The organism is Devosia sp. LjRoot16, assembly GCF_964252795.1.
Classification (GTDB): Bacteria; Pseudomonadota; Alphaproteobacteria; order Rhizobiales; family Devosiaceae; genus Devosia_A.
This window is the reverse complement of the sequence record NZ_CAXUPH020000002.1, coordinates 146,236-160,482: the sequence shown is the minus strand read 5'-3', so window position 1 is coordinate 160,482 and position 14,247 is coordinate 146,236. Positions and strand designations below refer to the sequence as shown.

Below are 14,247 nucleotides of genomic sequence, written 5' to 3'. Positions count from 1 at the left end.
GACTACTGGGTTCGCCCTCTTAGAAACCATACTTGCGCTGCCTATCGCGAAAGGCTTGCTCTCCACCTTCCATCGTCTTGGTAATGCTCCGGCTGATGGCGGCAATATCGATGGCGCCCCGGCTTTCGACGATGCGGGTGCCGGTGTCACTGTTGGCCATGACCGCGACCAGCTCCGCCGCACCGTTGACGACCAGATTGGCGTTGTGCGTCGCAAAGAAGATCTGCCGCCGATGCTTCATGGCGTGCATTAGCTCGACCACGCGGGTGACGACGCTATTGTCGAGGTCGCCCTCGGGCTGGTCCACGAGCAGGGGACCGCCCCCTTGCTTGATTAGCATCATCAGTAGCGCGGCCGCTCGCTGGCCTTCCGATGCCTTTTCGAAAGTGATCTCAGCGCCGTCGCCCTTGTACCAGAACGAGATCCTGGCACGTGGAACAGCTTTCACCAGGGCGGCGAGCCGATCAATGTCCACGAGTTCGAGGAAAGCCTTGGATACGCTGTCACCCTCCCCGAGGACCGCGGCCAGCTTGTCTATGCGTGGGGCCTGCTGAGGGTCCGCGCCACTCAACTTCCACCGCAGTGCGGCTGCGGTATCTGCGATGAGTAGGTCAAGGGCCTGCCAGGCGCCATCCGAGTCGACAATCACACCGAAGTTCCGCTCCCGTACTCCGTTCTGCGAGCGCGTTCTGGCGGCTGCGATCTCCAACGCCGAAATACACTCAGCCAGGTCGCCAGCCTCGTCCATCTTAACGAGTACGGCGTGGTCTGAGTGCTCTTCGATCTGACTGGTCCAGGTCTTGAGCTTCTCCAGTTGCTCTGCAACCAGCGTCTTTAGCGATTGACGTCTGACGCGGATATCCTCTACCGGATCGCCCAGCTCGAGAATGCCACGCTCGATCTCCTGTAGTTTGTTGGTTTCGGCAGATATGCCGTCCTGCAGTTCGGTGATCTGCTTTTGCACCGAGGCGTGGACGCCCACCCGTTGGAGTACGGCGTCCCGGGCTTGCTTGTGGGAATCGAATTCATCTCCCCACGCCTTACGGCGTGGCTCGATACCCGATTGCTGTGTGGAGAGGCCGTTTCGCAGTTTTCCCAGAAAGTCCTTGAGCTCAGCCAGGATCGTGTTCGCGCTCTCGGCATAGGCCGAGTAATTGGCGCTGTCCGCAGATCCGGGCAGGGACTCCAGAGAGTCGGCCGCGCGCTTGAGCGCATCCAGGTCGTTGGCAAACTTGCCCAGATCTCCCTCGAACCGTTGCTGTGCCTGAGTCAGCAGCAGAAGCCGGTCATGTTTGTCGAGCACCGCCTGGTCTGCTGGATCGAGCTTTGGAAGCGATGACTGCAGGCTGGCTACACGAGCCTGCAGTGCGGTGATCCGGTTCTGGCTTTTTGTGCGTTCGGACTCGCCGCGCCACAACTCCGCCAGTTGCCTGTAGCTGGCGTCGAGCTCAGTCTTGGCCGTCAGAATGCGGGATTCGAGATGATCGGCCTCGTACTTGTAGGTCGGCTCGACAAAGGCGAGCAGGTCGGTGATCTTGGTATCTGCGTTGGCAGACCCGAGTTCGGACAGCTCTCCTTGGCTATAGGCGACCGCGGGGAACATCGAGCGCAATTCCTTGTCTGGAACGGCCCGCGTATTGCCATCGGGATAGGTAAGCGCCGGCTGGTACCCGTTGGCGGGGCTGCGCGTAATCCGGAACGCTGCCCCATCCTGCACCAGATCGACAACGATCTCGGCGTTGGGCGCCACAACGGTGTCGCGGATCAGGGAGATGAGGCGTTCGCGCCCCGAATACTCCTTGTCCAGATCGTAGCAGCTGCGGCCAAGCCCGAATGCGAGATATTCGAGAAGCGTGCTCTTGCCTGATCCTCGGCCGCCGATGATGCAGTTGAGTTCGGGGCTGAAAAGAACGTCCAGATCCGCGAGCGGCCTCGTGCCATGTATTCGCAATGAGCGGACCGTGAGGTCGGGATAGGTCGGTTCCTCGATCTTGATCCGCGAGGGTGCTGCCAGAAACGCCTGGCGGATCGACTCCGCAGTTGGGACCGAGAGCTTGATCCAAGTGCTATTCGTGCCGAGTTGGGGAAATCCGGCGTCTCGAGCATCGGACGTCGCCATCGGGTAGATGGGTCGATTGCCCCATGTACGATCCTCACCCGAGAGCCGCTGTCTATTGGTGCCACCCATGCTCGCAATGGTTTGACCAGCATCGAGATAGCCACCGACGTAGGGCATTGCGCTGAACTTCTGGTGCCAACCGGTGCGAAGGACGCTGTTGCTACCCCCCTGCGATACGTTGGGCAGCACGATGTAGCGGCCGCGCAGCTCAGGGACACTATCGAGCAGCTCCCCGATCTGGTCATAGCCGAAATTCAGCTGTGTCACCGGCAGGCCAGTGGAGTCATTGTGTCGGATACTCGCGTGCGAGATACGCAGGGCGCCTTGCGCGTTCGTCCACCAGGTCGGCTCAAGGTCGGTGTCAAACAGGATGATCGCCTGGGCACCTTCCTGGCACGTCAGTTCCATACCCGGAAACAGCCACATATCGGGATCGTTTCCCTGATCCCGGCGAGACTTCAATTCCTCCTGGATGTAGGGGATCATCACCATCTCGTGGTGATCGGTGACTGCTACTGCCCGCAGGCTCTTGGTTACGCAGGCATCGACGAACGTCCGCGCCCAAGCTCGGCGTTCCCGCTCGACATCTGTAGCGCTGGCAAGTCCGGACGAGAGAGCGTCCCCCTCACCACAGGGCCTTGAACCACGCCAGTTGGGATCCCGGCAGCTGTGAACCTGAAAATCGCATTTCCTAAATGATGCATAGTCGGCCATATGCCCCCCAAAGAAGCACCATCACACAAGAGATCTGGAGTATTTCAGTGAGTTATCCCACTGCACAAAAAACAAATATGGATAATCAGGTCAATGGCTGTCACCTGCTCTCAATACTAACGGCGGGTGAGAAGACGACGCTTCCGGGGGGCGCTCCTGGCTCGTTCCGGTCATCTAGGAAAAGTTGTTGCCATACCTCAAAACTGCCACGGGGATGCCTTGGACACGCGACGGTTTACTGAGGCTCGGGCTCGTCGGCCATCCCGGGCATCTGCTTCAATAGCGCACCAAGCTCGAGGAACCTGGCGTTGATGTTCTCCAGCACGCCGTTGATGCTGTCGAAGATATCATCATCGACGAGATCGATGCCGCTGAGAATGAGCCATCGGCCGAGGTGAGTTGCCGCCATCACGGACAGGCGCGTCATGTCGCCGGTCAGTGCGGTCAGGCGATGCTGATCGGCGAAGGGGCCGATCTCGACGGCGTTGTTGGGCGCGATGAACAGGATGCCCTTGGCGTTCGGGTGCGTCCCATGAGACGAATAGAAGCTGTAGAGCCTTTGCCTCACTGCGGCCTCGGGTCCATCCAATTCCTCGAGCAGGAGGCGCACCGCGACCGGGCTGTATACCTTCTTGCCGGCATCGGTGCCGAGGTCGATCCATGGCTGCAGGTGCTCGGGCTTCCTGCTGAAGAGGTCTAGCAGGAACGAGCACTCCATGATGTCGCGCACCAGGATGGCCGTCTGCTGGTAGTAGCCCTGCACCATCATCTCGTCGGCCGCGCCAATCGTGTTCAGGAGCCGGATGGCGAGGGTCTGCATGATGACCAGCTGGTGCCGCTCGGCGTCATCCTGGCCATTGTACTGGAGTTGGGCGACTGCCTTGAGGACGTCGATGGTGTCTGACAGGAAGCTCATACACTGCATCTGCCACTGATCGGCGTGGCGCCAAGCAAGCATCTGCTCTCGGATATCGGCGGTATCGAGAATGGCCATGTTTCTCCGGACGGTCTTAGCTTGAGTGCAGTTACTTGCCTTTCTGCCTCTCCATAGCTGCCGCCAGATCGGTGGTCAGCTTGGCATGTCTTGCCGTCAACTCCTCAATCGGCACATCGGGCAGCATCCAATAGGATGCCGGATTTGGTGTTGCCTGTTCCTCGTCGCGGCGCGCAGCTATCTTCCCCATTATCCCTAGAAAATATTCCCGCGGGTTCCAGCTTCCACGATCCAGCAGCGGTACACCGTGTGCCCTTGCTAGCGTATCGTTTATCTCGATTGCCTCCACGCCAATCTCTGCAAACCGAAACGTTCGCTCCTCGAACGCATCGTAATACTCTGGAGGTCCGTCCCCGTACTCATAGAGTGACGACACCGATCTATTGGCCAGGTAGATTCGGTTTGGCATCGAGCGAATTCGATACTGAAGCTTTTCGGAAAACTTTCCCAGTTCCAGCTGTCGGGAAACTCGATCCATGGCGACTTCACCGTGGTCTCCGATATCCCACTCTCACCCACGTGCAGTGGGTCATCGACCACTTCGGCACAACCGGCGATCAGCCTGTCGATCTCCGTGACCAGCGAGAATGCCAATACCCTTGCTTCGCTGCTTCGTTTCAGCCGAGCCGTCAGCCACTCCCTGAACCAGTTGAGACCGAATAGAACAATGCCGGCAACCAGAGCTACGGTCAGCCCGGGCATGACGGTTTCAAGAAGCGCAGGAGGTTCAGAAGCAGGCTCGAACGATAGAGTGATCAGATTCATAACGAATCGCCCGCAAGGTTTGTGGGATGCTAGCCTGCAGTCGGAAGTTCATCCAACCTCGTACACTGCGGACTTCTTCATGCCGCTAGCCTTGTCCATCGCCGCCAGGTCCTTGGTCCACTCGTTCGTGGTTGAGCCCGTCGAACACCAGCTGGTTGCACTTCACTTCATGTGCGGACCGGCAGCTGTCGCTTCTCCGGTGCATAGTTGCTGCCCGTCCGATACCGGCCCCTTATCGGCCGTTGCTACTGCACCGAAGAATTACCGTTTCTGGCGCGAAGCGGACCTTCGGTGATCTGATCCCGCAATGGCTATGCGTTTGCCTTAGGCGATCAGGAAATTCCGAACGGAGAGCCAAGGTGCGAAAAAGCCCGGAAATCCGGGCTTTTTGCTAGTGATCAGGAAAGATCATTCAGCGATTAGCAACAACAGCCGGCCGTTACGCCTCAGCTACACCCAGTCGTCGTCCCGCAATCCTCACAAACCATGCAGTGCCCCGACACCTTCATCCGCATCGAGTTACAGTTGGAGCACTGATCCCCAGTATACCCCTGCATCAGCGCCTGCGCCCGGAGCTGTCCCGCATCCTGCTGTGTCGGCGGGCTCGGGATGGGGTTGAGTTCGGCTTCGTTCAGCACGGTCGGGCTGGTCTCGATCTTCAGGGCCGTCGCGGCCTTGAGCGCCGTGACGGTTGAGGTCTGCATCGAGGCGACCGGGTTGTAGGCCTGGGCGGCGGTGAGGCCGCCCGAGACCAGCATCAGGTTCTGGTCCTTCACCTTGCCGCGGGTCATGCCGCGGGAGACGAGGTTCTGCGCCGGGATCGGGGCAGGGCGCTGGCCTTCGCCGGTCTGCGACAGCGCGGTCGGGCTGTCGGCGTGGACATGGGCCAGGTCCTCGCGGTCGAGATAGGAGACGGCGAGCTCGCGGAAGATGTAGTCGAGGATCGAGGTGGCGTTCTTGATCCGGTCGTTGCCCATCACCATGCCCGCGGGTTCAAAGCGCGTAAAGGTGAAGGCCTCGACATACTCGTCGAGCGGCACGCCATATTGCAGGCCGAGCGAGATCGAGATGGCAAAATTGTTCATCATGGCGCGGAAGGCAGCGCCTTCCTTGTGCATATCGATGAAGATTTCGCCCAGCCGACCGTCGTCGAATTCGCCGGTGCGCAGGTACACCTTGTGGCCGCCGATATTGGCCTTCTGGGTATAGCCCTTGCGGCGGTTCGGCAGCTTTTCGCGCTCACGGCTGACGCGCTCGATGATGCGTTCGACGATCTTCTCGGTGATCTGCGGCACGCGCGCCATCTGGTTGGCGGCGTTCAGCAGCTCGACCGCATCTTCTTCCTCGTCATCCTCATCGGCGACCAGCGAGGAATTGAGCGGCTGGCTCAGCTTCGAACCATCACGATAGAGCGCGTTGGCCTTGAGCGCCAGGCGCCAGCTGAGCTGGTAGGCCTCCTTGGCGTCGGCGACGGTCGCGTCGTTCGGCATGTTGATGGTCTTCGAGATAGCACCCGAAATGAACGGCTGCGCCGCGGCCATCATCAGGATGTGGCTCTCGACCGAGAGGAACCGCTTGCCGGTCTTGCCGCAGGGGTTGGCGCAATCGAACACCGGCAGGTGCTCATCCCTAAGGAAGGGCGCGCCCTCCAGCGTCATCGAGCCACAGACATGGATGTTGGCGGCCTCGATGTCCTTCTTGGAGAAACCCAGGAAGGCGAGGAGGTCGAACGTCATGTCGCCGAGCTGGGCGTCGGTGACGCCGAGGCTCTTCAGGAAATCAGCGCCGAGTGTCCACTGGTTGAAGATGAACTTGATGTCGAAGGCCGACTTGGTCGCGGCGTTGAGCGCAGCGATCTTATCGTCGGTAAAGCCCTTGGCGCGCAGCGTCGAGGGGTTGATGCCCGGCGCCTGGTTCAGGTTGCCGTGGCCGACGGCATAGGCTTCGATCTCGGCGATCTGCGCCTCGGAATAGCCCAGCGTGCGCAGCGCCGGCGGCACCGCATTGTTGATGATCTTGAAGTAGCCGCCACCAGCCAGCTTCTTGAACTTCACCAGGGCGAAGTCGGGCTCGATGCCGGTGGTGTCGCAATCCATCACGAGGCCGATGGTGCCGGTCGGGGCAATCACCGAGACCTGCGCATTGCGGTAACCGTGGCGTTCGCCCAGCGTCAGCGCATCGTCCCACACCGCCTTGGCGCGGGTCGAGAGCGAGTCGTCGCCGATCGAGGCGTGGTCGAGCGCCACCGGGTTGATCGAGAGGCCCTCATAGCCATCGGTCTTGCCGTAGGCGGCAGTCCGGTGGTTCCGGATGACGCGCAGCATGTGCTTGGAATTGCGCGGATAATCCTGGAACGGGCCGAGCTCGCCGGCCATTTCGGCCGAGGTCGCATAGGAGACGCCCGTCATCACAGCGGTGATGGCGCCGGCAATGGCGCGGCCCTGGGCCGAGTCATAGGGAATCCCTGATGTCATCAGCAGGCCGCCGATATTGGCGTAGCCGATGCCGAGGGTGCGGTAGATGAACGAGCGCTCGGCAATGGCCTTGGACGGGAACTGCGCCATCATCACCGAGACCTCGAGGACCACGGTCCAGAGGCGGGTGGTGTGTTCGAACGCCGCGACATCGAACGACGAGTCGGCGTTGCGATAGGGCAGCAGGTTCACCGAGGCGAGGTTACACGCCGTGTCGTCGAGGAACATGTATTCCGAGCAGGGGTTCGACGCGACGATCTCGCCGGCCTCGGGGCTCGTGTGCCACTCGTTGATGGTGGTGTGGAAATGGATGCCCGGATCGGCCGAAGCCCAGGCGGCATAGCCGATCTGTTCCCACAGGTCGCGCGCCTTGACGGTCTTGGTCACCTTGCCGGCCTTGGTGCGGCTCAACAGGTCCCACGTCCCGTCGGTCTCGACGGCCTTGAGGAAATCGTCGGTGACGCGGACGGAGTTGTTCGAGTTCTGGCCGGAGACGGTGAGGTACGCTTCGCTATCCCAGTCGGTGTCGTAAACCGGGAAGTCGATATCGGTGTAGCCCTGGCGGGCGAACTGGATGACGCGCTGGATGTAGTTCTCGGGAACGAGCGCCTTCTTCGCCGCCTTCACTTCGCGCTTCAGCGCCGGGTTCTTGTTGACGTCGAAGCAATCGTCGCCGGTGCCTTCGCAGTTCACCGCGGCCTTCATGATGGCCTTGAGCGCCTTCGACACCACCTTGGAGCCGGTGACCAGAGCGGCGACCTTCTGCTCCTCCTTCACCTTCCAGTTGATGTAATCCTCGATATCGGGGTGATCGATATCGATCACCACCATCTTGGCAGCGCGACGGGTGGTGCCGCCCGACTTGATGGCGCCGGCAGCGCGGTCGCCGATCTTGAGGAAACTCATAAGGCCCGAGGACCTGCCGCCGCCGGAGAGCTTTTCACCCTCGCCGCGGAGCTTCGAAAAGTTCGAGCCGGTGCCCGAGCCATATTTGAACAGGCGCGCCTCGCGCACCCACAGGTCCATGATGCCGCCCTCGTTGACGAGGTCGTCGGTCACCGACTGGATGAAGCAGGCATGCGGCTGCGGATGCTCGTAGGCAGATTTCGACGAGGTCAGCTTGCCGGTGAAGGGGTCGACATAGAAGTGACCCTGGCCTGGGCCGTCGATGCCATAGGCCCAGTGGAGGCCGGTGTTGAACCACTGCGGGGAATTGGGGGCAACCCGCTGCGTGGCCAGCATGAAGCAGAGCTCGTCGAAGAAGGCGCGCGCATCTTCCTCGCTGGCAAAATACTTGCCCTTCCAGCCCCAGTAGGTCCAGGTGCCGGCGAGACGCTCGAACACCTGGCGGCTGTCGGTTTCCGAACCATAGCGCTCAGCTTCGGGGAGCTTGGCCAGCGCCTTCTCGTCGGGGACCGAACGCCACAGCCAGCTCGGCACGTCGTTCTCTTCGACGCGCTTCAGGATCTTGGCGACGCCGGCCTTGCGGAAATATTTCTGCGCGATGATGTCGGCAGCCACCTGCGACCAGGTCGAGGGGACCTGCATGCCCTCGAGCTTGAACACGATCGAGCCGTCGGGGTTCTTGATCTCGCTCGTCACCGAGCGGAATTCGATCCCCGCATAGGCGCTGTCATTGGCTTTCGTGAACCGACGTTCGATGCGCATTTGTCTATATATTCCCCAATAAAGCGGACAGGAAAGCCCGCGAGCCGCCAAGGACGGCTTCTGCCTCTTTGTATGACGCTGTCTAACTGACCGTGAAAAACGGCCTAGGAGCCCCGTTTGGGACCTTCAGCGAACTGTCGCCGCCGCGTGGTCCCGGTCGTCCGTCGTGCCGTCTGAACAAGCCCGGCGCAACCCCGAAAGGATGCGTCCGATGCTTCGAGTCGGTCAATGCCGAGGCATGATCACAACATACAACTGCTAGTGGCATTGCCCGGATCCAACGGCTAAATCCAGTATCTCATATGTGGATTACGGGGAAAAGTTCCAACCCCGATTCGACGCGTAAGAGGGTCAATTTTCGGTACCGCACCCTCGCGAACCGCTGGTGGAATCGGCGCTAAACCACGGGAAATCGGCCACTCTTTCGCCACCTTTGAGCACCGCTTGAAGATGAACCGGCCGGGCTAAGTGAGGGGCAGTTTTCGGTGCGAATCCTGTCAAGCGCATTATTTCCGTCACAAATCGACGACCATACACAGCGCCCTCTGGTGGGTCGGCACACCATAGGTAGAGGGCAGGGCAGGCTCGCCTTTATGCTAGGCGGGTGCGCCCCGGCATGTTAGAGCCACAGGCAGAAATGGCGGGCGATTTGTCCCGCGCGAACGGCTTCTGAGACGGGTTCAGACGGTATGGCGAACGGCGGCATGAAGGACTTCCTGATCGAGATCCTGGCCTGGTGGCGGGGCAACACCTGGGGCACGCGCCTCTGGATCGCCACGCAGGGCGAGTTTGTCGGCGAAGATGAGACCGGCAACCGCTACTACCGCTCCAGGAAGGGTTCGAAGCCCGGCCCCAACGGCTACGAGCGCCGCATGGTGATCTATGCCGGCGGCTATGCCGAGCCCACCACCATCCCGCCCGGCTGGTATGGCTGGATGCACTACCGCACCAACACCCCGCCGACCGAGCAGGATTACACCGCCCGTTCCTGGCAGCTGCCGCACCAGCCCAACCTCACCGGCACCGCCGCGGCCTATCGCCCGGATGGCAGCCTGCTCAGCAAGGGCGAGCGCCCTCGGGTCACCGGCGACTACGACGCGTGGTCTCCAGAATAATCCCGACCATCGTCCAGCCCATGCAGATGGTCCGCAAGGCAGTTGCCGTCGTTCTCGCCAGCCTTGCGCTGGCGACGCCTGTGCTGGCCGAAACGATCGCCAATCCGGTCGCCCAGTTCTCCGGGCTCGACAAGATCACCGGCCGCATCACCACGTTCGATGTCTACATCGATGAGACGGTGCAGTTCGGCGCGCTGCAGATCACCCCACGCGCCTGCTACACCCGCCCGCCCACCGAGACGCAGCGCACCAGTGTGTTCGTCGAGGTCGACCAGGTGAGCCTCAAGGGCTCGATCGACCGCATCTTCACCGGCTGGATGTTCGCCGACAGCCCGGCGCTCAACGCCATCGACCACGCGGTTTACGATATCTGGCTGCTCGACTGTAAGCAGAGCTCGGATGTTCCGCCGCCTTCGACTGACACGGGTACCGGCGGCTAACCACCACCGCAACCACGATCAAGTCAGGCGCCTGCCTCTTGCGCTTAGCTCCTCCCGTCCCGACGAGAGGAGCCCAGAATGCTCAGCACACCAGAGATCGTTACCCGCCCCGACCAGCCTTTCGCAGCCATCCGCGTCAGCCTCGACCGCGGCGAAATCCCCTCAAAGGCGCCGCCGCTGATCGGCGAGGTGGCCGGCTGGCTGGCTGGCAAAGGCGCCGCACCGATGGGCGCACCATTCTTCAGCTATCTCGAGATGCCTGAGGACGGGCTGATGGTGATGGAGGTCGGTTTCCCGACGGCAACGCTGCTGGCCGGCGACTCGAGGGTCAGGACCGGCACCATCCCGGCCGGCCGCTTTGCGACGCTGATCCACACCGGACCTTATGACGGCCTCTACCAAGCCAACGTCGCGCTCGGCGAGTGGCTCGGGAAGCAAGGTATCCCGCATCCGATGCCGGAAGACGCCCCCGGCGAATACGACGCGGCCCTGCTGGAAATCTATGCCACCGACCCGGCCGACGAGCCCGACCCGCAGAAGTGGGAAACCGAAGTGGCGTTCCGGCTGGGCCGCTAGTGCCCTTCATGGATGAGTTGAACCACCGGCAGAGTCAGTGAGTGATCGCAGGTGGGTGGTATGGCACACGGTGGTCGAGCTGACCCACTGGCATCACCCCGCCTACGATGTCATCCCAGCGAAAGCTGGGACCCAACGCGCCGCAGCGCAAGTGGGTAGATGGGTCCCAGCTTTCGCTGGGATGACAGCCGGTGGTAGGGCCGGTACCGAGCCCAACCCCTGGGCCGGGCGCCTCATAGTGAATGCTCTAATCCGAGAAAAGTACCGGCCGGCCCGGGAGAGGAACCGGCCGGCCGGAGTTATCCTGCCCGGGCGAGGATGTCTTTTGCGCCGCTCACCAGTTGCGCGGCGGCGTCCTCCGGCGATTTGGCGCCGAAGCCGATCTCCTGGCTCAACGTGCCCAGCAGCGACAGGCTGATCTCGCCCGCCGCGGCTGGCGGCGGCGGCGGGATCGGTCCAAGCAGCTCGCCAAGATTGGCGAAGAAATCGAGGGTCTGCCGCTCGAGGTCGTTGAGGCCATCGACGATATGGTCGCGTGAGGCCGCCGAGCTCGGGATGCCACGTTCGAGGCCAAGCAGGCTCGCCGCCTCGAGGTCGCGCACGAAGAAGTTGATCAGCTCGACTGCCTCGTCCTTGACCCCGGAGGTCGCTGCCAAGGTCCACATCATCGTCGGCTTGCGGTATTGCCCGCCTTTGCCGCCTGCCATCGCCAGCGGCATGTTGCTGACGGCCAGCTTGTCCTTGACCAGCGCCTGGTAGGCGATCAGTTCGTTGACCCCGGTAAAGCCGCTGGCGGCGCGCCCGGTCACCAGCATGCTGGTGTCGATGGTGCCGGTCGAAATCGCCTGCTCCTCCGCGGTCACGCAGGCCTGTTTGCTGCGGAGGTCGGCCCAGAGGGTAAACCACTCGGCCGCATCAGCCGTGTCGAAGGCCAGCTCACCTGTGGGGGTATAGAGCGCCTTGCCGCGCTGTCGCAGCCAGTTCTCCAATGCCGGCTCGTTGCCCGATCCATCGGGCAGCATGCGCATTCCGGCATTGGCGGCGTTGAAATCGCCGACCATGCCGGCGAGGTCGGCATAGGTGGTGGTCGGCCCGGGCACCGGCAGGCCGGCGCGTTCGAAGGCGCTGGCATTGACCTGCAGGCAGAAGCCGCCGGCGCCCATGCTCACGCCGTAGAGTTTGCCGTCGACCCGTCCGGCCTCGATCTGGTCTGCATCGAAATCGCCGAGATCGAGCGTCTTGCCGAGGTAGTCGTCGAGCGGCGTCAGCGCGCCGCGCTGGGCGTATTCGACGATGTAGCGGTAATCCATCTGGATCAGGTCGGGCGCGTTGCCGCCGGCGGTCTGCGTCGCGACCTTGGTCCAGTAGTCGTTGAACCCCATGAACTCGCTGGCCACCGGTGCGGTGCCGAACTTCTTCTGGAACAGGTCGAACACCGCGAAGGTTCGTTCGGCGCGCGCCTGGCCACCCCAGAAGATGGCGCGGACGCCGTCCGACTGCGCCCGTGCGGCCGGCGCCAGCGCTGCTGCTCCCAGCAGCGCCAGGGCGCCCTGCAGCACGGTTCTGCGACGTGTGGTCATATCGTCTCCTCCTCGTTTGTTTGCGTGTTGTGTTGCGCGCGGCGCCGGTCCTCCCCGGGCGTCGTCGCGAAGTAGGATTTGTACTGGCGCGAGAAGTACTGGGTCGTCGAATAGCCCAGGATCGAGCAGATCTCCCCGATGCTCATCGAGGTGGTCTGCAACAGGTTGCGCGCCTTCAACAGCTTGGTGGATTTGACGAAGCTGGCCGGGCTCACCCCATAGATGCGCCGGAACGTGCGGGTGAAATGCGAGCGGCTGCGAAACACCGCTCCGGCGAGCTCGGAGACATCGTCGTGCTCGGCGGGCATTTCGAGCACCTTGTTGGCCAGCTCGATCACGTCGCGATCGAGCCGCGAACTGGGCACGTCTCCCGGCTGCAGCTGCAGCGCCGCGCCCTGCAACTCGTCGAGCACCGCCCGCAGCAGCATGGCGCTGCGCCGGCCATTGGCAGCGAGGCCCGCCAGCTCCGCCGCATGCAGCTGGACGACCTTGCGGGTCACCGCATCGATGAACAGGAAGTCGGGCGTCCAGCACCAGACCGGGGGCAGGGGGGCGTCGCCTGCCTCATAGGCGTAGTTGAGAAAGGTGACGCCCAGCGGATTGGCTGGGTTGTGCTGCGCCCGGTAGATACCGTCGGGCCGCATCACGCACGTTACCCCGGGCAGCAGGGCAATGTGCTCACCGCCGGGCGTCACCAGTTCGCCTTCCCCAGCCCAGATCAGCCAGATGCGATAATTGTCGTGCTTGGCCGGATCGGAGACGAACGACCAGCCCGGATCGCACCGGATCCGCCCCACCGGCGCGCGCAGTTCGACGCCCGGCTCGCCGGTCTCCGATGCTCTGGCAGCCCTCTCGTTCAACAGGTTGCCCCGGCGCCTTCACCGCCGAATATGGCCAGCCGCTCCACCTGATCGCTCGGTTGCGCCTTCTGGTCCATGTAGTGGAATTGCAGCGCTCGGCGCCGCTGCGCCGAGTTGTTCGATGGCGTGCCATGCGGCAGCAGGCCATCGAAGAACATGCCGTCGCCGGGGCGCAGCGGGAAGGCTACGGACTTGCGTCCCGCGATGTCGGTATCGCAGATCTGCCAGTCGCGGCGCCGGAAATGGTGGATGGGCCCGAGCTTGTGCCCACCATCCAGCACCTGCATGCAGCCATTGGCGATGGTGGCCTCGTCGACCGCGATCCACACGCCCACGATGCGGGTGCCGAGCGGATAGTCGAAGAACGCATGATCCTGATGCCACGGCTTTTCGCGGCCGCCGCGCGGCGGCTTCAGCAGCGCCATATCCTGGAACAGCCGCACGTCGCGCTCCAGCAGGTGCCGGCAGATCGCGCCGATCCGCTCGCCCAGCGCGATTCCGGCCAGCCGCTCCTCGTGCGGCACGAAATCGTAGAGTTTGCGCACCGCGTCATAGCGCTCGGCCGCCGTCATCGTATCGATGATCTCCTTGTATCCTTTTTCGTAGGACACGCCGGAGAACAGCGGCACCCGACCCTCGATCAGGTCGTCGATCGCGGCTTTGGCGCTGGCCAACTCGCCTGCGTCCAGCAGCCCTTCCACCGATAGCCAGCCATGCTCCCGATAATGCTGGCGCGATGCGGCGGTCAGCGCCGTGGCGATATCGACGCGCGGGGCGCTCGATTCCGGGTCGTAGAGCCCGTCCTGGTAGGTCCCGCCCTGTTCCTGGTCGAATTGCAGCATCGTCCGTGATCCCACTCTCCGGAGCTCGCCTTCGGCTCTCGTTGCTAGCGATAGTCACGCCAAACCGCTGCCGATCCAAGGCTACGAAGTCAGCGAAGTT

10 protein-coding genes are annotated in these 14,247 nt (G+C 62.5%); 3 read left to right on the top strand and 7 right to left on the bottom strand.

Translation table 11 applies throughout. The annotated features are described in order from the left end of the window. Positions 1-19: 19 nt before the first annotated feature. From ACSQ23_RS11215 to ACSQ23_RS11200, 4 genes are all read right to left on the bottom strand, one after another. Positions 20-2,833 (bottom strand): TrlF family AAA-like ATPase, encoded by a 2,814-nt coding sequence (locus ACSQ23_RS11215; RefSeq protein WP_436090661.1) that lies wholly within the window; start codon positions 2,831-2,833, stop codon positions 20-22. A gap of 235 nt (positions 2,834-3,068) precedes the next feature. Continuing rightward, positions 3,069-3,827 (bottom strand): hypothetical protein, encoded by a 759-nt coding sequence (locus ACSQ23_RS11210; RefSeq protein ID WP_436090660.1) that lies wholly within the window; start codon positions 3,825-3,827, stop codon positions 3,069-3,071. A 31-nt stretch (positions 3,828-3,858) separates the two neighbouring features. Beyond that, positions 3,859-4,305 (bottom strand): hypothetical protein, encoded by a 447-nt coding sequence (locus ACSQ23_RS11205; RefSeq protein WP_436090659.1) that lies wholly within the window; start codon positions 4,303-4,305, stop codon positions 3,859-3,861. Positions 4,306-5,038: 733 nt separating this feature from the next. Then, entirely contained in the window at positions 5,039-8,734 is a 3,696-nt protein-coding gene (locus ACSQ23_RS11200) for a vitamin B12-dependent ribonucleotide reductase (protein WP_436090658.1), read from the bottom strand. A gap of 704 nt (positions 8,735-9,438) precedes the next feature. On the opposite strand from ACSQ23_RS11200, the gene ACSQ23_RS11195 reads away from it, so the two are divergent. The 3 genes from ACSQ23_RS11195 (at position 9,439) to ACSQ23_RS11185 (ending at position 10,865) form a co-directional block, all read left to right on the top strand. Beyond that, complete coding sequence (locus ACSQ23_RS11195) at positions 9,439-9,849, top strand: NADH:ubiquinone oxidoreductase subunit NDUFA12 (RefSeq protein WP_436090657.1); 411 nt, start codon at positions 9,439-9,441, stop codon at positions 9,847-9,849. 20 nt (positions 9,850-9,869) lie between these two features. Next, positions 9,870-10,289, top strand: a complete 420-nt coding sequence (locus ACSQ23_RS11190) for a DUF2155 domain-containing protein (protein WP_436091035.1) — start codon at positions 9,870-9,872, stop codon at positions 10,287-10,289. Between the two features lie 78 nt (positions 10,290-10,367). After that, positions 10,368-10,865, top strand: coding sequence for a GyrI-like domain-containing protein (locus ACSQ23_RS11185; protein WP_436090656.1), 498 nt, complete (start codon positions 10,368-10,370; stop codon positions 10,863-10,865). Positions 10,866-11,164: 299 nt separating this feature from the next. Here ACSQ23_RS11185 and ACSQ23_RS11180 read toward each other — a convergent pair whose 3' ends face one another. From ACSQ23_RS11180 to ACSQ23_RS11170, 3 genes are read right to left on the bottom strand one after another with little or no spacing between them, the layout of a single operon-like run. Next, positions 11,165-12,445, bottom strand: coding sequence for an ABC transporter substrate-binding protein (locus ACSQ23_RS11180; RefSeq protein ID WP_436090655.1), 1,281 nt, complete (start codon positions 12,443-12,445; stop codon positions 11,165-11,167). Next, a complete protein-coding gene (locus tag ACSQ23_RS11175) occupies positions 12,442-13,305 on the bottom strand; it encodes a helix-turn-helix domain-containing protein (RefSeq protein WP_055996245.1) in 864 nt (287 codons plus the stop codon). The genes ACSQ23_RS11180 and ACSQ23_RS11175 overlap by 4 nt, the downstream gene beginning before the upstream one ends. After that, positions 13,302-14,147: a phytanoyl-CoA dioxygenase family protein gene (locus tag ACSQ23_RS11170; protein WP_055996248.1), complete on the bottom strand. Its 846-nt coding sequence runs from the start codon at positions 14,145-14,147 to the stop codon at positions 13,302-13,304. The genes ACSQ23_RS11175 and ACSQ23_RS11170 overlap by 4 nt, the downstream gene beginning before the upstream one ends. Positions 14,148-14,247: the final 100 nt, after the last annotated feature.